This is a genomic window from Parasaccharibacter sp. TMW2.1882, assembly GCF_023337635.1.
GTDB classification, from domain to species: Bacteria; Pseudomonadota; Alphaproteobacteria; order Acetobacterales; family Acetobacteraceae; genus Bombella; species Bombella apis.
The window spans coordinates 300,293-318,427 of record NZ_NWUT01000001.1; the positions used below are offsets into that span (position 1 = coordinate 300,293).

Genomic DNA, 18,135 nt, shown 5'->3' on the forward strand with positions numbered 1-18,135 from the left:
AATCCTTATTAAGGACACACACCTGAGGTCTGGTGGCAGAATGGCTATGCATCGGACTGCAAATCCGCGTATGTGGGTTCGATTCCCGCCCAGACCTCCATGGTGTTATCCCGATACGTCCCAGACACCTTGAGAAACAGCCATTCTCGGGGTAGCGACTGTTCCGATTAGTCCCGGTGTATCCCACAATTTTGGGGGTATATAAGGGGGTAATATTTCTGGGGAATTTCCCTTTTTGATGACGGTTTTTTGTGTGGTCGCAGGCCACACAGGCGCTTCATGGAATTTCAGATTCTACTTCGTCCAAGCTGTTTCTCCCGAAACATGACGAAAAAGGGTGCGGCTTGGTAAAACATGGGGCGAATGGAACAGGGCCCTCGATCAGACCTGCATTTTTTCAGAAAATCATATCATGATGAAGGAAGGGAGCATCCTCTTTCTGGATGACTCCCCTCCCCTCATTCAGATCAAGCAGTTTCTGCCTGTTTGCTGGCTGTTTTGCTGGCATAAGCAGCGGCAGCACCGTACAGGCCAGGCTGCGGATGTGTGATGATTTTCACCGGCATTTCGCTCATCATGGTTTCGAAACGCCCCTTGGCGATGAACCGCTCAGCAAAGCCGGAATGCGGTAGAATATTTGCCAAGCGCTGGCCCAGCCCACCGGCCACAACAACACCATGAGCCCCATGGGCAAGAGCCAGGTCCCCGGCAACAGCTCCGAGACTCAGGAAGAAGCGCTCCAGTGCTGCGGCGGCCAGATTGTCCGTTCCTTCCATCGCTGTGGTCCACAGGGTGCGGTTGTCCTTGATGGTGATGGGACGATCCTGGAGTTCTGCAATGACTTCATACAGGTTGGTCAGGCCCGGCCCTGAGACGATTCTCTCAACAGAAACACGACGGAAACGTTCACGAAGCGCCTGAAGGATATGATCTTCCACCGCATCCAGAGGCGAGAAGTCCATGTGCCCACCTTCCGTTGCGATCACATGATACCCATCTTCGCCACGCAGAAGGCTTGCAACCCCCAGCCCCGTACCCGGACCAAGAATGGTGATGGTCCCCTCGGAGGGAAGATCAACATCTGGACCACACAGGTGGTTCATGTATTCCGGGCCAACCTGGGCCACAGCATGACCGATCGCTCCGAAGTCGTTCACCAGAACGAAATCATCCAGCTTCAGGCGGCTGCCAAGCTGGGCCGGCTGGATGATCCACGGATTGTTGGTCATCTTGAGGACTTCGCCATTGATCGGACAGGCCACGGCAATGCCCGCTTCCCGGGGAATGGGGCGCCCCAGTGACCGGCCAAAAGCCTCCCATGCCAGCGCCAGGGAAGCGTGCTCGGCACATTTGAGTGTCGTTGCTTCCCCGAGAGACACCACCCGACCATCCTTGATTTCAGCGATGGCAAAGCGGGCATGGGTTCCGCCGATATCAACGGCAACAATTTCTTTCATACGTTTATCCCTTCAATACGCAGAGAGATGTGCTGCCCCATTTTCCCATGCCCCCTTCCTGTCTGCAAGCACCTGACCTGTAAGGTTTTCTTCAATTATTGGTGGGCAGTCTTTTCATGTTCAGGATGCTGCATGACATCCAGCCGCCGCAGGATGCGATGGGCGATAGGACGGGGAAGGATCATCTCCAGCAGACGGGTCAGCTGGAACACCCACGGGAATACAAGAACCCCCCTGCCCTGATTGATGCTGCGGGCGATTTTGCGGGCTGCTTTCTCCACCGGAACGAGGAAAGCCTGCTCACCGTCCAGCCGCTGGCTCATGGGGGTATCCACAAAACCTGGAGCGATCAGGCAGACACGGACATTATGAGGTGTCATGGCTGCCTGGAGGGCCGTGCTGAAGCGTCCCAACCCTGCTTTGGAGCCACTATAGACTGTGGCCAGCGGCAGATCATGGAAGGAAGCGACAGACCCCATCAGGGCGATGCGGCCATGACGACGGGCTGCCATGCGGTTTGCCATTTCGGTGGCCATGGCCACAGGGGTGGCAAAATTGACCATGGACATTCTGAGGGCTGTCTCTGCTGATTCAGCAAGGGCGCCATGAGGCCGGATGTCCGCCATCCCGGCTGAGAGGATCAGGATGTCGATCGGCAGCTGGTCATCGGTATAGGCAAGGGCTTTCAGGGCCTCATCGGCCTGTGTCAGGTCGATGCTGAAGATGTCCACGCTGGCACCTTTTGCACGCACTGCGGACGCCGTTTTTCCCAGCCGCTCTTCACTCCGTCCCCACAGTGTCAGATGTACGCCGGGACGGGCATAATACTCCGCCAGAGCCGCCCCGATGCCGCTGGAAGCGCCAGTTATGAGGATGTGATGCCGAGGCATCGTTGAGTTTTTTTCTGGTCTGGACATGAAGCCCCTTTCATTTTTGCCCTCTAGCGGGAAGGCTCGTGTACGAGTATAGCCATTGCTATGCAATGTGAAGCGCCAAACTCTCAATCTGCCAAGGTCGATGTTCGTCCCGTGACCACACGGGGAGATTTACGTCGTTTTATCACACTTCCGCGCCATATCTATAAAGGAATGGACGGCTTCGTCCCCCCGCTGGACATGGAGCAGAGGCACCTGCTCAGCCCCAAGGAATCCCCGGTTTTCCGCCATGCGGAGATACAGTATTTCTTGGCTTGGTGCGATGGTCGCCCCGTTGGACGAATCGCTGCGATTGTCGATCATAAGGCAATTGATCACTGGCAGGAAGTTATTGGGCAGTTTGGTGCGCTTGATGCCATTCCTGAACGGGAGATTGTCTCAGCCCTTCTACAGGCTGTTGAGGATTGGCTGAAAAAACGGCAGATTTCCAAGATACGCGGCCCAGTCACGCTGAGCGGAAATGCGGAGACCGGGACCATGGTGGAAGGGCAGCGCTCCGCCCCCATGATTGCCATTCCCTGGCACCCGAAAGGTCTGGATGCCCTCATCCGTCAATGTGGATATGAGAAGGCGCAGGACCTGCTGAGCTACCGGCTGGAGTTGGATGGAACGACGGAAGAGCGCTTCAAGGTTCCAGGCAATCTGAGACTCGGTGAAGGGCGGCTCAGCACGATTACGACCCGCAATCTTTCCAAGAAGGAAATCACTACCCAGGGAGAGGTGCTGCGGAAGCTGTATAATGATGCCTGGTCACATAAGTACAATTTTGTGCCCATGCAGGATTACGAAATGACGGCCATGATCGAGCAGATCAAGCCGCTCCTGCGCCCTGAGCATTATGTCCAGATTGATCAGAATGGCGAACCGGTTGCCATGGCCATGGTTCTTCCCAATCTCTACGACATTGCGGGGGATCTGGGAGGAGCACCATCACCTCTTGGGTGGATGCGGCTTGGCTACCGGCTGGCAACGCACCGTTTTCGGTCGGCCCGTGTGATTCTGCTGGGTGTTTCCAGCAAAATGCGCGGAACGATGCTTGGGTCGCTTCTGCCTTCTCTCGCCATTGTGGAACTGATGCGTCGTGGTCATACGCTGCCTTACAAATGGGTTGAACTTGGCTGGGTTCTGGAGAGTGATGTCGGAATGAGGAATCTGGCGGAATCTCTCGTGCCTCATCCACATAAAACACATCGTCTTTACGAAAAAAATCTTTCTGCCTGATGAGGCTGGGTGGAGGAAGTGCCCTTCTTCCTCCATCATGGTCTGGCAGGGATCAGAAATGCTGCCAGCCGGTCCGTGAGAAATTGATGGGGGCGTGCTGTCTGTCCAGCATGGTCACGCCTTCGCCTTCTGTCACCATGCCCACTTTGGTGAGGGGCACGCCGTGCTGTCTGCAATGGGCCTGCAAAGCGTCCTCGCTGGCGGCGGGGCAGGTCAGTAGAAGTTCGTAATCATCCCCTCCGAGGAGGATTATCTCCCGGTGAGTCGTCATATGGGCAGCAACCTCAGGGAGAAGAGGCAGCTTTTCTTCAAAAAGGGTGATGGCCACACCAGATTCTTCGGCAATATGGCCAGAATCCTGCAACAGACCGTCCGAGATATCCATGGCGGCACTGACGATACCATACAGGGAAAGGCCGGTACGAGGTGTCGGTATACGATAGGCCTCTACAAGAGAAGCGTCCCCTGTCGCCAGTTTGCCCAGTCGGATCTGCAATCCCAACGCAGCCCGCCCGAGACTGCCGGTAATCCAGACACCATCTCCCGCTCTGGCACCATCACGGCGTAAAACCTGTCCCCGCCGGACTGACCCCAGAATGGTGACATTCAGCATCAGCGGGGAAGGACTGCCAGTTGTGTCGCCTCCCAGAAGAGAAATGTCATACTGTTTCTGATCCGCTGCCAGCCCGGCAGCAAATTCCGTAAACCAGGCTTCATCATAATGCCGTCCTGGCGGAACACTGACATTCAGCATGTAATGGCGTGGCCGACTGCCCATGGCAGCCAGGTCTGAGAGATTGCAGCGTAGCAGCTTGCGGGCAATCGTCCCTGCCGGATCATCTGGGAGGAAATGAAGCCCCTCAACCATGGTATCGCTGGAGAGAACAAGTTCTTCCCCTGCTGGGAGAGCCATGGTTGCTCCATCATTGCGAAGCTCCATGGCGCCCGGCCCTGCAAGCGGACGGAAATGCCGGGCTATGAAGTCAAACTCGCCCATCTGTACCGTCCTTTACCGTGCGCCCTGCTCTCCGCCCAGCTGACGGGCAAATCTGTCCAGAATGCCATTGACCATCTTCGGTTCATCCCCACTGAAAAAGCCATGGGCGACATCCAGATACTCATTGATGGCAACCTGGGCTGGCAGCCCTGTCATCATTTCTCCAATAGCCGTGCGCAACAGGGCACGCAGGACAGGGTCAAGACGGTCCATCGGCCAGCTTTCAGGAAGCAGTGCTGTCAGAGTCGTGTCGATGGCATCCTGTTTCAGCACGGCATTGCGGACAAGCTCTTCCAGCAGGTTCAGGTCGGCATCAGGAATATGGCCATCTTCAAAACAGGCCGTAGAGGCAACATGCCGGTGCCGGATGAACTCCATGAGGACACTCTCGGGATTGGCACCTGTCTGTTCGCACTGATACAGGGCCTGCGTGGCTGCCATGCGGGCAATTGTCCGGCTGCGTTTACGTGATGTAGTGGATGACGGTTCGGTCATGGGGTCTCCTGAGAGGGGGGATTGGCGGGGCTGTTCATATCGACAAGAATTTTGGAGAACGCCTCAATCTCCCGAAAATCTTTATAGACACTGGCAAAGCGGACATAGGCAACGCCATCAATCTCACGCAGCGCATCCATGACGAGCTCTCCGATCCTGTAGGATGGGATTTCCTGTTCGCCGGAGGCTTCCAGCTGTCTGACAAGGCCATTCAGCAGGCGCTCCTGCTGTACCTCATCGACAGGCCGTTTCCGCAGGGCAATCCGGATGGACCGGGCCAGTTTGTCACGATCGAAAGGAATGTGGCGACCATCGGCCTTGATGACGGTCAGTTCACGCAGCTGCACACGTTCAATGGTGGTGAAGCGTTGCGCACAGGCACAGCAGACACGCCGACGGCGGATGGCAGCACCATCTTCTGCCGAGCGGCTATCCTTGACCTGCGTTTCCTGATTTCCGCAAAAAGGGCAGTACATGGCATAATCCGAAAAGCAACCAGAGCAGGGTCTTTCTTGACCCCGCCTGCTGCACAGTTTATCGGAAATGGCAGCATTGAGGAATATGAAAGGGCTTTTTTCTTTATGATTGCCCTGTCTTTTCCCAGGCCATATGGCAGGAGCGAGGATCATGAACAGGACAGGACGCAACTCCCTGACAATAGCAGCCCTGCTGATCGGTCTCGGGCTGGAAAGTGCCGCCGCCGCTACCGACAGCGGTGTAGCCCCCCCGCCTCTTTCCCTGAAGAGCATCACCATCAATGATGCCGCGCTGCACACACGCTACAGGGAAGCTCCGTTTGCTTTCGGGACATTCTCGCTGAGCAATCATGGGGTAACGGACATGCTGCTGCGCGGTATCACATCTCCCGGATGCAATTCCGTCACGTCGAACCGGAACAGCCAGGTTGCGATCCAGTCTCCCCGGCAGACATATGATATCTTCCAGCGCATGGCTGTGCCGCATGAAGGGACGCTCGTTTTTCCGACAAGTGGCTATCATCTGATCTGCCACGGGCTGAAAGTCCCCTATCAGGCTGGCAGCAAACTTGATTTCACGTTTCATTTTCAGGATGTGGGAGACGTGACGGCTTCGTTTGTCATGCAGCCGATTGTGGAAGAAAAACACGTCGGCCCCTGATGCTCCCCTTTTCAGGGAGCTTCCTGCAGAATGGCCAGAACCGCATCGCCGTAACGTTCGATCTTGCTCTGACCAACCCCACGGATGTCTCCCAGCTCCTGCCTGTTGGTTGGACGGGCCCGGATGATCTCCCGCAAGGTGGCGTCACGAAAAATGATGTAGGGCGGGATTTCCTGCTGATAGGCTTCTTCCCGCCGCCACATCTTCAGCGCTAGGAAATGGCGATATTCTTCATCAGAAAGCCCTTCATTGGGGTCATTCCGTGGCGTGTCCCCCATGCTGGCCATGTGGCGTGACGTTGCATCTTCCCTCAGGCTGACGGACACCTCTCCCCTGAGAATGGGCCGTGCTGTCTCCCGCTTCAGTCCCAATCCGCCATGATCCCCCACCATGCCAATCGCACCACGGGCTATGAGCTGCCGGATGACCATGCGCCACCAGACATCCGTTCTGTCTTTCCCAATCCCGAAGACTGAAAGGTGCTGAAGGGCGTGGCGTTCCACCGCTTCTGTCATTTTGCCCTTGAGAACAGCAATGAGCTGCACGGCTCCAAACCGTTCGCCTGTCCTGTATATGGTGGAGAGAACCTTTTGTGCTGCTTCAGTAGCATCAAAGGTAGAGGGAGGATGCAGACAGTTATCGCAATGGCCGCAGGGTTCATGCAGCATTTCACCGAAACAGGCCAGAATGGCCTGGGTCCGGCAACCTGTTGTTTCTGTCAGGGAAATCATGCTTTCCAGCCGTCCCTGCATCGCCCGTTTTTCCGCCTCCGGCACCTGGGCTTCTTCCAGCCAGTAGCGGGCTCTGGCGACACCTTCTCCGCTGTGAAGCAGAAGAGTATGCGATGGTTCACCGTCACGTCCAGCACGGCCTATCTGCTGGTAATAGCCCTCTGGTGACGTCGGCATGTCCAGATGGATGACGGTGCGGACATCTGGGCGGTCGATGCCCATGCCAAAAGCTATGGTTGCCGCAACGATCATGGGCTCACCAGAACGGAACCGCAACAGGACATTCTTCTTGTCGGCGGGGGACATGCCAGCATGAAAAGCAAAAGCTGTATGGCCTTTTTCACGCAGCTGCCGGGCCAGTGTTTCCGTCTTCTTGCGGCTACCGCAATAGACGATGGCCGCACCCTGTCCCATATGGCGGTCCAGTGCATCCAGAACCTGACGTGTCTCCGAGTGTTTGGGCTGGGCCTGAAGAAACAGGTTGCTCCTGTGGAAACTGCCCATCAGTATGTGAGCCTGGGGCATGTCCAGAGCCGCCAGCATGTCACTTCGTGTGCGAGGGTCTGCCGTGGCTGTCAGCGCAATGCGGGGAACTCTGGGGAACAGCTGCTTCAGATTGGCCAGCTCTCGATATTCCGGCCGGAAATCATGGCCCCAGGCGGAAACGCAATGCGCTTCATCAATAGCAATGAGCGACAGGCTGCACCGCCGCAGCAGGTTGAGGCTGTACGGTGTCAGCAGTCTCTCGGGTGAAATATAGAGGAGGTCGAGCTGATCACAGAGCAGATCCTCCCGGACTGTCTGCTGATCCTGATACTCCATTTCGGAATGAAGGGCTGATGCCCTCACCCCGAGCTGCCTCAACCCGGCAACCTGATCTTCCATCAGGGCGATCAGGGGGGAGATGACGAGCCCAACCCCTTTGCGACAGAGAGCCGGTACCTGATAGCACAGGCTCTTCCCGCCGCCTGTTGGCATGAGGACGAGAACGTCCTCCCCTTTCATGACGGCCTGAACGGCACTCTCCTGAAGGCCCCGGAAGCTCTCAAAACCAAAAACCCGGTGCAGGACAGCTTCAGGAGTTTCACCAACATGACGGGGAAAGCGATCGATGGGGTTCCCTATTCCTTCGCAGGGTTCCCCGTCATGCTGACCGTGCTCCTGAATCAATGTGCGCCCAGATGGACCGTGACACGACGGAAGGCGACGCGTGAATTCTCGACATCTGTTGGCACGAAGGGTTCCTTGCGGATATCCTCACGCTTGATGCCATCCCGCACCAGCACATCAACCACAGAATCCGCACGGGCATCTGCGAGTTTTTTCAGCACGTCCGCATCCTCATTTTTCCCGGCAGAACCGGAAACCGTGATGTGCGAGATATTCCGTTTGTGGGCGGCATCAACGGCGCTGGCGATGATGGCCTCCCCTGTGGGGCTGAGGGTCACAGACTCCGTATCAAAAAACACGACATAATCATCCCGCGGCGGATGCGATACGCAGCCAGCCAGAAGCCCGGCCACCATGAGGGAGGTCGCCCCCACGGGAGCAAGACGACGCATGAAAGCAGAAACCTTCTTCATGGGAGCATCCTTCTCGTTACCTATGGAAAATGATCATCTTTAACTGCCCGTGCTTTGAGCTCCGGTCAATATGGGTCTGGGCCCTGGGAGTGGTAAAAATGCATCCATGGCTCAAAGAGGCTGGGACTTCAGGCGTCCCTCATGGAGGGTCCAGAGGTGATCCAACTGTTCCACTCCTGTAAGACGATGGGTAATCAGCAGGATGGTACGGGAGCGGTCCAGCTGGTTGAGTGTTGCCAGAAAGGCACGTTCCGTCTCCAGATCGAGCCCGGTACCGGGTTCATCAAGGATCAGTACCGGGGCTTCAGAAAGCAGCACGCGGGCCAGAGCAATGCGGCGCCCCTGCCCGCCGGAAATGTGGGACCCGTTTTCACCAATCCAGCTATCCAGCCCATCAGGCAGGGAACGCACGAAATCAGCAATCTGCGCCTGTTCCAGAGCAGCCCAGAGGGCTTTGTCAGAAAAGCCCTCCCGTCCCAGAAGCAGATTGGAGCGGATTGTGTCGTCAAAAAGATGGCTTGCCTGAGAGAGCCATGCCACCTGCTCCCGCAGGGCCTCGGTCTGGATGGAAGCCATGTCCTGCCCACCCAGTGTAATGCTTCCTTCCTGAGGCGCCACGACCTTGAGCAGCAGCGCTGCAAGACTGGACTTCCCGGCACCTGATGGTCCGACAAGTGCGGCCCTTTCCCCTGCCCGGAGTCTGAAATTCACATTCTGCAGAACGGGTTTTTCCGGTGTCCAGCCAAAGGTGACGTCCCGCCCTTCAATCTCATGGCCAGCGGGGGCAGGCGCTGTTCCTTCTGCGGGAGTGCCTTCAGGCATGACCGTGGCATCCACCACACGTTCTGCCGCATGGCGGATGCGCCCGAAAAGAAGGCCTGCCCTTGGTAGATCCACGATGCTGTCCAGAGCAGTCATGACAACAAAAAGAATGGTGATGCCCATGACAGCCTGCTCTTCAGGGAAGAAGACTCCCGCACATCCTGCCAGAGCAAGGATGATCCCCAGGCGGGTCAGCAACAGGGAGATGGCATGGATGTGTGCCATGGCCTGTCCCTGTCGACGCTGCACGGTGTAAAAGGCTTCCTCTGCGGCCAGAAACCGCTCTGCAGCGGCATCTTCATGCCCGAAGATGCGCAATTCACGCATCCCTCCCACGAGATCAAGGGCCTGATTGTTCATGTCAGCCTGCGCCTGTTGCAGCTCTGGCCCCCAGCGATAGGACAGTTTCGCCATGAGTACCGGCAAGGCAAAGGCGACCAGGCAGAAAATGACACCGATACTGAGTGCCAGGAGCAGGCTTCCCTTCAGACAAACCCAGATGACGATGGGCAGACTGAACAGCGCCGTTGCCAGCGGGACCAGAATACGTAGATAGAGACTGTCCAGACTCTGCACATCGGCCACGAGGCGGGAGAGCAGATCACCAGAACGCCGGAAGCCCAGCCCAGCTGCGGCTCCTTTGGCCAGATTTCTGTAAAACCAGAGGCGGATGTCTGCAAGAACCCGAAAGGTGGCGTCATGCGTGGCCAGACGTTCCAGATAGCGGAGAATGATACGGGCGGCGCCAGCAAAGCGGAGGATGCCAAAGGCAACGACCCCACCAATGGCGATCAGCCCGAGGCGGGAGCCGGTCTGCCCCATGAGCAGGAAAGCGGCACAGACGGAAAGTTCGGCCAGAACCAGCCCGATAAGCAGGCGTCCCCCACGGGCTTTCCATACATTCCATAATGGCTGCAATTGCCTCATGCCAGTGTCTCCTGTTCCGTAAGCCGTCCCGTCTCCATGGTAAGACGCACGGTCTCACCAATATTGTGGAACTGGGGCGAATGGGTGGAAATCAGGGCTGTACGACTCTTCAGCAGCCCCCGGAGAGACATGAGGATGTCCTGCTCCGTCATGGGGTCAAGATGGGCGGTAGGTTCATCCATGATGAGCAGCGGGGCATCTTTCAGGAAGGCACGGGCGATGGCGATCCGCTGGGCCTGCCCACCTGAAAGGCCGAATCCTCCCTCACCCAGTCTTGTCTCCAGCCCATCAGGAAGCAGGGGCAGATATCCCGTGATGGAAGATGCTTCCAAAGCCGCCTGAAGCTGCTTTTCAGACGCTTCAGGTGCAGCGAACATGATATTCTCACGCAGCGTACCTGCAAAAATGACCGGCTTCTGACCAATCCAGCTGATCTGTTGCGTGATTTCTGCCGGGCCCAGCGCCTGGAGGTCGACACCGCCAAGACGTATGGAACCTTCGAGGGGTCTGATGAAACCCAGCAGCATTTCAATGAGGGTTGATTTTCCAGCTCCTGATGGGCCTGTCAGCAGGGCCACGTCACCCGCCTTGAGCTGGAATGACACATCGTCAAGCGCCAGTGGCCGATCCTTTACCCACTGATAGGAAACCCCCTGCACATCAAGCTCAATACCCCGAGCCGTCCGCTCGGCACGTGGCTGGTCAGCAGATGTGCCAGCTGCCATTTCTGGCAGGGTCGGCAGTTTCTGTATGGCCTCGCCGCTGCTGGTAATCTGTGCTCTGTCCTGATAGGCCGCTGAGAGTGCACGGAATGGCGCAAAGGCTTCTGGTACCATGAGCACGGCAAACAGGATGCTGGTTGTCTGCGCAACAGACCCGCCATGCATGAGACCGTGGCGCTGGTCGATCACGATCCAGACCAAGGCAACGATCATGGCAACATCAGTGGATGCTGATGTCAGAAAGGCCAGACGCAGCACTTTCATGGTCCGCTGTCGCAGTTCATCAGCAGCCTGCCCCAGGCCTTGGGCATCTTTTTCCGCATTGCCGGAAAGAACGATGGTAGCAATGCCCCTGATCCTGTCCAGAAAACGGACCTGGAGGCGGTTGAGGGCAAGAAGCTGACGGCGTGAGGCAATGGCTGTAGCAATGCCGAACACGGCCTGGAAAAAAGGAAGGGAAAGGCAGCATCCCCCCAGAATGAGCCCTGCCCGGTGATTCTGCCAGAACACAACAAGAACGACAGACCACTGCGCTACCACCCAAAGGGCCGAGGCAGGCAACCAGCGGGCAAAATAGCCCTCCAGCGCTTCGATGCGGTCTGTCAACAGAGACGCCAGTGCAGCACTGTGCTGATGCCGGAGCAGCGCCGGCCCCTGTGCAAAAAAGCGGGACAGCAGCTCGCGCCGCAGGCGTTTGCGGGCCAGCTCACCACTGGAGACAGCCAAGTGTTCCTGCACATATCCCAGAATGACACGGACGACAGACATGAGAATGAACATACCCAACCAGCGGGCATCCAGCCTCCCCCCGCCTGCCAGCAGGCCTGCCAGAATGGAGGCCAGGCTCCATACCAGCACCATTCCGGCAAGGACGTTGCACATTCCGATCAGGGCCATACACATGGTGGCTGGGCGATTGGCGCCATTCTGCTGCCGTACCCAGCCTTTGAGCATCTTCTTGTCTGCCTTCATGGGGAGACATATACAGAGGAAGCGGGGAAAAGAAAAACAGACAGAGTAAAAGTTTTCCATCGGAAAAATCTTTCTTTCACCTCTTCATCCGTTCCATATTGCAAATCTGCTTCGGTTTCTTCACATCAGGCCCATGTCTGCACCAATCCTCAATCTACAGAACATTTCATATACTCTGGGTGGCCGTCCGTTGCTGGACGGTGCCACGCTCTCCGTGTTGCCGGGTGAACGGCTCTGCCTTGTCGGGCGAAATGGCTCGGGCAAATCCACCCTGCTCCGCATTGCAGCGGGGGAGCTGGAACAGGATGATGGCGAGCGTTTCCTCCAGCCAGGGCTGAAAGTACATTATCTGCCGCAGGAACCCGACCTTTCTGGGTGGGACACGGTTTTCGATTATGTGACGGCGGAGCTGGACGAGACAGCCCATTACCGGGCCCGAGCCATGCTGAGTGAGCTCGGCATGGATGGTCGTGAAAAATGTGCCAGTCTTTCTGGAGGGGAAGCACGCCGAAGCGCCCTTGCCCGGGCTCTGGCAACTGAGCCGGACCTTCTCCTTCTGGATGAACCGACCAACCATCTGGACCTCCCCTGCATCGCCTGGCTGGAGCGGGAGCTTCTGGCCTCGGGAGCGGGGATGATCATCATCAGTCATGACCGCCGCTTTCTGGAAACATTGTGCAAGGCAGTCATTTGGCTGGATCAGGGGGGCACGCAGAGGCTGGACGCCAGCTTCGCCCATTTCGAATCATGGCGGGACGAGCAGATTGAGCTTGCCGAACGGGCAGCGCACAAGCTGGACCGTCAGATTGCCCGTGAGGAAGACTGGATGCGCTATGGCGTCACAGCACGCCGAAAGCGAAATGTCCGTCGTGTTGCTGAACTGGCCGCCCTGAGGGCGGAGCGGCGTGATCTTGCCTCCCGCCAGAGAGGCTCCCTGAAGCTGGAAGCCAGTGAGACGGAGAATACCAGCAAGATTGTCATGGCTGCGGAAGGTGTTGGCTGGGCCTATCCGGAGCGTCCCCTCATCCGTGATCTGACGCTGAAGGTGACCAGAGGCGACCGGTTGGGAATCTGCGGGGCCAATGGGGCCGGGAAAACGACGCTTCTGCGCCTGCTGACCGGTGAGATGACCCCACAGGCCGGTGAAATCCGGCGTAGTCCGTCCATCCAGATGGTGACGCTGGACCAGCAGCGCAGCGCCCTGGATGGCGACCAGAGTGTGGCCAGCTTCCTGACGGACGGACATGGCGAGATGGTACAGGTCGGCACGGAAAAACGGCATGTCATTGGGTACATGAAGGACTTTCTGTTCCGGCCGGAACAGGCCCGCACGCCAGTCAGCCATCTCTCCGGGGGAGAACGGGGGCGGCTGGCGCTGGCGGCTGCCTTGGCCCGTCCTTCCAATCTGCTCGTGCTGGATGAGCCTACCAACGATCTGGACCTTGAGACGCTGGATATGTTGCAGGACATGCTGGGCGATTATGCTGGGACGGTTCTGCTCGTCAGTCACGATCGTGATTTTCTGGACAGACTGGCAACCTCAACTCTGGTGGCAGAGGGTGATGGCAGCTGGATTGAATATGCTGGTGGCTATTCAGACATGCTGGCCCAACGCAGGGGACGGTCTCCCGTAGAGAGACGCCAGAAAGACACGGCCCCCTCCTCCAGCGATACAGGTTCTTCTCCTGTACGTACTGTCAAACAGACCGTCAAACTGAGCTACAAGGAACAACGGGAGCTGGACCGGCTGCCTGAGCTTCTTGAAAAACTTGAAAAAGACGCCACGCTTTGCCGGAATGCTCTGGCTGACCCCGGGCTGTACAACCGGGACCCTGTCCGGTTTGAAAAGATTACGGCTGCGCTGGAAGACACCGAGACAAAGCTGCGCCAAGCGGAAGAGCGCTGGGTTGAGCTTGAAAGCAAACGGGAAGAACTGCTGGAAAACTGATCTTCGGCAAAGGTCCTTCCAGCCTGCAATGGCGGGCTGGAAGGACATGCCGTTACAGGCGGTTGATGAGACGTTCCTTGGCCTTGGCGAATTCAGCTTCTGTCAGGGCGCCACGGTCTTTCATCTGGGCGAGCTGCTCCAGCGTTTCAGTTGGCCGGTCAGAAGATGATCCTCCAAAAGATTGGGTCCGATCATGTGCCTGATAGGGGCCCCAGCCCTGTCCATCCTGAAATGCAACCAGTTTTTCTTTTGGCCAGAGTGCCCAGATGAGCAGGCCGATCCAGAAGAACCCTGTCCACCCAGCAAAGACATTCAGACCGATGAGAAGCCATTTCTGGGGATGCTGCCGCATGATGGCAATGATGCTGGGCAGGAAATACAGCGCCAGCATGGAGAGCATGAGGATGGCGAAGATCAGCAGGCTCAGATAAGGATTTATGGCGTTGATCTGCTGCGTGTAGTCAGTCATGTCCATGATGATTGTCCCTTCATGTCGTAAGGAAATGCACTATAGTGTCCTGATCAGTCGATCAGACCTGCATGCCGGATCAACTCCTGCGCAGCCCGTATCTCTTCACCAACTCTCAGGGCAGCGTCAAGAGCCCTGAGACCGGCCTGTCCATCCACCATCACGGGAGCACCATCCAGACAGGACGCCACAAAAGCATCATGCTCGGCAGCCAGGTTGTCATGGTCATGCCACCGCACACTCTGCCGCCGGAAGCCATTGCTGCCCGGGAGGGGTATTCCTTCACGACGGTTTATGAAAACCAGCTGTCGACTCATGAAATCCGCCGAGAGATAGCCTTCCTGAGAGAAAAGACGCATTTTCCGTTCGGTCTTGAGAGAAATGCGGCTGGCCGTAATGGAGGCAACGCAGCCATTGGCAAAACGGACACGTGCATTGGCGATGTCTTCATGAGCACTGGATACGGCGGCGCCCATCGCATCAATATGGAGGATGGGGCTGTCCACAAGGGACAGGATGAAGTCGAGATCATGAATCATCAGGTCCAGCACGACTGATACATCCGTGCCCCGCTCCTTGTAGGGAGCGATCCTTGTGGCCTCGATGTACAGAGGCTGTTTCATGCGGGCTGAAATGGCCTGATGCTCGGCCGAATAACGCAGCAGGTGTCCGACCTGGAGGATGCGTCCCTGCTCTCCAGCACAGCGTACCAGTGCAGCCCCTTCTTCTTTTGTGGCGGCGAGAGGTTTTTCAACCAGCACGTGGCAGCCGGCCATCAGGGCCTGTTGTGCCATCTGATAATGTGTTTCGGCAGGGGAAGCGATGATGACAGCCTCACACCGTTCCAGAAGCTCCTCGTAGTTTCTGAAGGCAGAGGTTCCCGTTTCTTCCGCAATGCTTTGGGCACGACCATGATCAGGGTCGTACAGCCCGACCAGCCGCTCCCGGGGGTGTCTGGCAGCCTGGAGGGCATGGTAACGGCCAAAATGCCCGGTACCCGCAATGGCGACATCAAGGAGCTTTTCCGTCTTCATGAAAGGAATCATAGCACCCGGAAATGCTTGTGCAAGGCGCCATGCAGCCATGCATAATGGTTGCAATAAAATACTGGAGAGGGCATGGTCGCACCCATCTGCGAGATTAGTTCTGGCCTCTTCATTTCCACGTTTTTGAGGTTCTCTGACCCCTTATGTTGTATTACAGCCGCCTCAGGATGTTAGGCGTGGTGGGCATCTGTCTGATCAGTGCCCTGCTCTGCCTGCCCAATTTCATGAAATCTCCCTCATCATCCCTGCCCTGGCATCAGGTACATCTGGGGCTTGATCTGAGGGGAGGCTCCTATCTCCTGTTGCAGCTGGATACGAAAACCCTCCAGCATGACCGGCTTCAGTCACTGGAAGGTGAGATCCGTCAGGGGCTGCTTAGTGCCCACCTTGGCTATCGGCTCATCCAGCGGGATGATGCTACGGCCTCCGTGCTGCTCACGCCCCGCTCCGAAAGTGAAAAGGAGAGCGACCGGAAGGTTCTGGAAGAACTGACGCCCTCCATTCCTGGTGAACTGGCCATCAATGAGAAAGATGGCCGCTTCGTCGTCAGCCTGACACCGGAATCCATCCGGGCCCGGGCCCGGGAGGCTGTGTCACGCTCCATCGAGATTGTCCGCCGCCGTATCGACAGTACCGGAGCCATCGACCCGAGCATTGCCCGTGAGGGGGAAGACCGCATCGTGCTGGAACTGCCGGGCATCAGCGATCCTCAGCGTATCAAGACCCTGCTGGGCACAACAGCCCGCATGACCTTCCATCTCGTCTCTCCAGACCCGCTCCATGCTGGTCCCGGCACGACCATGCTGCCCCTGCCTGAGGGGCGTGGAGAAATCGCCGTGGAGGACAGGGTCGACGTGGATGGTGCCAACCTGACAGACGCCGCTGCCACAATGAATGAGGGGCAATGGGTTGTCGAACTGAAGTTTGACAATAAAGGTGCAGATGACTTTGCCCGCATTACGACAGAGAATGTCGGCAAGCCGTTCGCCATCGTTCTGGACGGTCACATCCTGACAAGCCCTGTCATCAACGGCCCCATCACGGCGGGGCGCGGGATCATCACCGGGCGCTTCACGGCTCGTTCCGCCTCCGACCTGGCGCTGCTGCTCCGTGCCGGGGCCCTTCCTGCTCCCCTTGCCGTAGTGGAACAGCGCAGCATCGGGCCGAGCCTTGGTGCGGCCTCCATCCATGCTGGTGTGGTCAGTCTTGCGGCTGGCTTTGTGCTGGTCGTACTGTTCATGCTGCTGTTCTATGGCCGGTTCGGCCTGTATGCGGACATTGCGCTGTTTGCCAATCTGGTCATGATCCTGGCCATCCTGTCGCTTTTTGGAGCAACACTGACCCTGCCGGGCATGGCGGGTATCCTGTTGACCCTCGGCATGGCGGTGGATGCCAATATTCTTATCAATGAGCGTATCCGGGAAGAAGTACGGAACGGCCGGAAACCCCTGCAGGCGCTTCAGGCCGGGTTCCAGCGGGCCACGGGGACCATCATCGATAGCAATGCCACGGCCTTCCTCGCCCATGTCATGCTCTTTGTCTTTGGTACGGGGCCGGTCCGCAACTTTGCCCTGACCATCACCATTGGCATCGTCACCACGCTGTTCACGACGCTGGTGCTGTCCCGCATGCTGATTGTCCGTTGGTATGCTCATAAACGTCCACAGGAATTGCCGGTCTGATCGCCATGTTTTCTCGCCCTCTTCTCCGTTTCGTACGTGATGACCGACAGATCCACTTCATGCGTGGCCGTCATGCCGGTCTGATTGTCTCCGCCCTTCTCTCCATCGCCTCTGTGGTGCTGTTCATCGCGCCGGGCCTCAATCTGGGGCTTGATTTCCGGGGTGGAATCATCGTGGAAACCCACTCTCCAGCAGCGGAAGATCCCGCCCATATGCGGGAGGTCCTCAAGGCTGGTCACATCAATGCGGCCTCCGTACAGTCTTTCGGGTCTCCGCAGGATGTCCGCATTGCCATCAACCTTCCGCCAGGGGGTGAAGATGAGCATGTTACCCAGAAGCTGGTGGATCAGGTCCGCACGGTCATCGTGCAGGCTGTTCCTGGTGTCCAGATCCAGCGGGCTGATGCTGTCGGCGGGTCCGTGTCGTCCGAACTGTTTCGGGATGGTGTGCTTGCCCTCCTCTTCAGCCTCGGGATGATTCTCATCTATATCTGGTTCCGCTTCGAGCGCGAGTTTGCCCTGAGTGCTGTCATCACACTCGTGCTGGACCTGACAAAAACCATTGGTTTTCTAGTGGTTACACGGTTCGAGTTTGACCTCGTCATGGTTGCGGCACTGCTCACCATCTTGGGTTATTCCACAAATGACAAGGTGGTCGTGTATGACCGTATCCGTGAGAATCTCCGCAAATACAGGGCAATGCCTCTGCGGGAATTGCTGGATCTTTCCATCAATGAAACACTGAACCGGACACTGGGTACGTCCATGACGGTGTTCCTTGCCGCTCTGCCTCTGGCACTGTTTGGTGGAAGCACGCTGACCGGCTTTGCTACGGTCATGCTGTTCGGCATTGTCGTGGGGACATCATCATCCATCTTCATTGCCGCACCACTTCTGCTCCTGATGGGGCAGAAGCGACTGCGCAAAGCAGGCTGAGACCAGCCTTTTCACCGGAATATGGTCAGAAAAAAGGGGGCTCTGGAGCCCCCTTT

At 57.3% G+C, this 18,135-nt stretch carries 16 protein-coding genes and 1 tRNA gene; 6 read left to right on the plus strand and 11 right to left on the minus strand.

Annotated elements, in window-relative coordinates; genetic code table 11:
• The first annotated feature begins 26 nt into the window (after nucleotides 1–26).
• Nucleotides 27–100 (plus strand) — tRNA-Cys (locus CO583_RS01395).
• 367 nt (nucleotides 101–467) lie between these two features.
• Here CO583_RS01395 and glk read toward each other — a convergent pair.
• Nucleotides 468–1,457 carry a glucokinase gene (gene glk, locus CO583_RS01400; protein ID WP_043560138.1) on the minus strand — a complete coding sequence of 330 codons (990 nt, stop codon included), beginning with the start codon at nucleotides 1,455–1,457 and terminating at the stop codon, nucleotides 468–470.
• 95 nt (nucleotides 1,458–1,552) lie between these two features.
• Nucleotides 1,553–2,347 carry an SDR family oxidoreductase gene (locus CO583_RS01405; protein WP_248630478.1) on the minus strand — a complete coding sequence of 265 codons (795 nt, stop codon included), beginning with the start codon at nucleotides 2,345–2,347 and terminating at the stop codon, nucleotides 1,553–1,555.
• Nucleotides 2,348–2,434: 87 nt separating this feature from the next.
• Here CO583_RS01405 and CO583_RS01410 point away from each other — a divergent pair, with 87 nt between their 5' ends.
• Nucleotides 2,435–3,613 carry a hypothetical protein gene (locus CO583_RS01410; RefSeq protein ID WP_043560144.1) on the plus strand — a complete coding sequence of 393 codons (1,179 nt, stop codon included), beginning with the start codon at nucleotides 2,435–2,437 and terminating at the stop codon, nucleotides 3,611–3,613.
• A gap of 52 nt (nucleotides 3,614–3,665) precedes the next feature.
• Here the strand turns inward: CO583_RS01410 and thiL are convergent, their stop codons facing one another.
• From thiL to nrdR, 3 genes are read right to left on the minus strand one after another with little or no spacing between them, the layout of a single operon-like run.
• Nucleotides 3,666–4,610, minus strand: a complete 945-nt coding sequence (gene thiL / locus CO583_RS01415) for a thiamine-phosphate kinase (RefSeq protein ID WP_248630477.1) — start codon at nucleotides 4,608–4,610, stop codon at nucleotides 3,666–3,668.
• A gap of 12 nt (nucleotides 4,611–4,622) precedes the next feature.
• Nucleotides 4,623–5,105: a transcription antitermination factor NusB gene (nusB, locus tag CO583_RS01420; protein ID WP_043560149.1), complete on the minus strand. Its 483-nt coding sequence runs from the start codon at nucleotides 5,103–5,105 to the stop codon at nucleotides 4,623–4,625.
• Nucleotides 5,102–5,581, minus strand: a complete 480-nt coding sequence (gene nrdR / locus CO583_RS01425) for a transcriptional regulator NrdR (protein WP_043560151.1) — start codon at nucleotides 5,579–5,581, stop codon at nucleotides 5,102–5,104. The genes nusB and nrdR overlap by 4 nt, the downstream gene beginning before the upstream one ends.
• A 151-nt stretch (nucleotides 5,582–5,732) precedes the next feature.
• Between nrdR and CO583_RS01430 the strand changes: the two genes are divergently transcribed.
• Nucleotides 5,733–6,242, plus strand: a complete 510-nt coding sequence (locus CO583_RS01430) for a copper chaperone PCu(A)C (RefSeq protein ID WP_181005200.1) — start codon at nucleotides 5,733–5,735, stop codon at nucleotides 6,240–6,242.
• An 11-nt stretch (nucleotides 6,243–6,253) separates the two neighbouring features.
• Here the strand turns inward: CO583_RS01430 and recQ are convergent, their stop codons facing one another.
• The 4 genes from recQ to cydD form a co-directional block, all read right to left on the minus strand.
• Nucleotides 6,254–8,098, minus strand: coding sequence for a DNA helicase RecQ (gene recQ, locus CO583_RS01435; RefSeq protein ID WP_248630575.1), 1,845 nt, complete (start codon nucleotides 8,096–8,098; stop codon nucleotides 6,254–6,256).
• A 41-nt stretch (nucleotides 8,099–8,139) separates the two neighbouring features.
• Complete coding sequence (locus CO583_RS01440) at nucleotides 8,140–8,556, minus strand: OmpA family protein (RefSeq protein WP_043560156.1); 417 nt, start codon at nucleotides 8,554–8,556, stop codon at nucleotides 8,140–8,142.
• Nucleotides 8,557–8,667: 111 nt separating this feature from the next.
• Nucleotides 8,668–10,305 (minus strand): thiol reductant ABC exporter subunit CydC, encoded by a 1,638-nt coding sequence (gene cydC / locus CO583_RS01445; protein WP_248630476.1) that lies wholly within the window; start codon nucleotides 10,303–10,305, stop codon nucleotides 8,668–8,670.
• Nucleotides 10,302–11,999, minus strand: coding sequence for a thiol reductant ABC exporter subunit CydD (gene cydD, locus CO583_RS01450; protein ID WP_248630475.1), 1,698 nt, complete (start codon nucleotides 11,997–11,999; stop codon nucleotides 10,302–10,304). The genes cydC and cydD overlap by 4 nt, the downstream gene beginning before the upstream one ends.
• 133 nt (nucleotides 12,000–12,132) lie before the next feature.
• Here cydD and CO583_RS01455 point away from each other — a divergent pair, with 133 nt between their 5' ends.
• Nucleotides 12,133–13,947: an ABC-F family ATP-binding cassette domain-containing protein gene (locus CO583_RS01455; RefSeq protein ID WP_154981450.1), complete on the plus strand. Its 1,815-nt coding sequence runs from the start codon at nucleotides 12,133–12,135 to the stop codon at nucleotides 13,945–13,947.
• Nucleotides 13,948–13,999: 52 nt separating this feature from the next.
• Here CO583_RS01455 and CO583_RS01460 read toward each other — a convergent pair whose 3' ends face one another.
• Nucleotides 14,000–14,422 (minus strand): superinfection immunity protein, encoded by a 423-nt coding sequence (locus tag CO583_RS01460; RefSeq protein WP_052349062.1) that lies wholly within the window; start codon nucleotides 14,420–14,422, stop codon nucleotides 14,000–14,002.
• Between the two features lie 47 nt (nucleotides 14,423–14,469).
• Complete coding sequence (locus tag CO583_RS01465) at nucleotides 14,470–15,450, minus strand: Gfo/Idh/MocA family protein (protein WP_248630474.1); 981 nt, start codon at nucleotides 15,448–15,450, stop codon at nucleotides 14,470–14,472.
• 155 nt (nucleotides 15,451–15,605) lie between these two features.
• On the opposite strand from CO583_RS01465, the gene secD reads away from it, so the two are divergent.
• Nucleotides 15,606–17,144, plus strand: a complete 1,539-nt coding sequence (secD, locus tag CO583_RS01470; RefSeq protein WP_248630473.1) for a protein translocase subunit SecD — start codon at nucleotides 15,606–15,608, stop codon at nucleotides 17,142–17,144.
• Nucleotides 17,145–17,149: 5 nt separating this feature from the next.
• Nucleotides 17,150–18,079 (plus strand): protein translocase subunit SecF, encoded by a 930-nt coding sequence (gene secF / locus CO583_RS01475; RefSeq protein WP_248460640.1) that lies wholly within the window; start codon nucleotides 17,150–17,152, stop codon nucleotides 18,077–18,079.
• Nucleotides 18,080–18,135 lie beyond the last annotated feature (56 nt).

Coding starts and splice junctions, on each gene's coding strand:
- CO583_RS01455 (WP_154981450.1), top strand. CDS start 12,133: ATGTCTGCACCAATCCTCAATCTACAGAACATTTCATATACTCTGGGT.
- glk (WP_043560138.1), bottom strand. CDS start 1,457: ATGAAAGAAATTGTTGCCGTTGATATCGGCGGAACCCATGCCCGCTTT.
- CO583_RS01460 (WP_052349062.1), bottom strand. CDS start 14,422: ATGGACATGACTGACTACACGCAGCAGATCAACGCCATAAATCCTTAT.
- CO583_RS01430 (WP_181005200.1), top strand. CDS start 5,733: ATGAACAGGACAGGACGCAACTCCCTGACAATAGCAGCCCTGCTGATC.
- thiL (WP_248630477.1), bottom strand. CDS start 4,610: ATGGGCGAGTTTGACTTCATAGCCCGGCATTTCCGTCCGCTTGCAGGG.
- nusB (WP_043560149.1), bottom strand. CDS start 5,105: ATGACCGAACCGTCATCCACTACATCACGTAAACGCAGCCGGACAATT.
- secD (WP_248630473.1), top strand. CDS start 15,606: ATGTTGTATTACAGCCGCCTCAGGATGTTAGGCGTGGTGGGCATCTGT.
- cydD (WP_248630475.1), bottom strand. CDS start 11,999: ATGAAGGCAGACAAGAAGATGCTCAAAGGCTGGGTACGGCAGCAGAAT.
- CO583_RS01440 (WP_043560156.1), bottom strand. CDS start 8,556: ATGAAGAAGGTTTCTGCTTTCATGCGTCGTCTTGCTCCCGTGGGGGCG.
- cydC (WP_248630476.1), bottom strand. CDS start 10,305: ATGAGGCAATTGCAGCCATTATGGAATGTATGGAAAGCCCGTGGGGGA.
- CO583_RS01410 (WP_043560144.1), top strand. CDS start 2,435: ATGCAATGTGAAGCGCCAAACTCTCAATCTGCCAAGGTCGATGTTCGT.
- CO583_RS01405 (WP_248630478.1), bottom strand. CDS start 2,347: ATGCCTCGGCATCACATCCTCATAACTGGCGCTTCCAGCGGCATCGGG.
- secF (WP_248460640.1), top strand. CDS start 17,150: ATGTTTTCTCGCCCTCTTCTCCGTTTCGTACGTGATGACCGACAGATC.
- nrdR (WP_043560151.1), bottom strand. CDS start 5,581: ATGTACTGCCCTTTTTGCGGAAATCAGGAAACGCAGGTCAAGGATAGC.
- CO583_RS01465 (WP_248630474.1), bottom strand. CDS start 15,450: ATGAAGACGGAAAAGCTCCTTGATGTCGCCATTGCGGGTACCGGGCAT.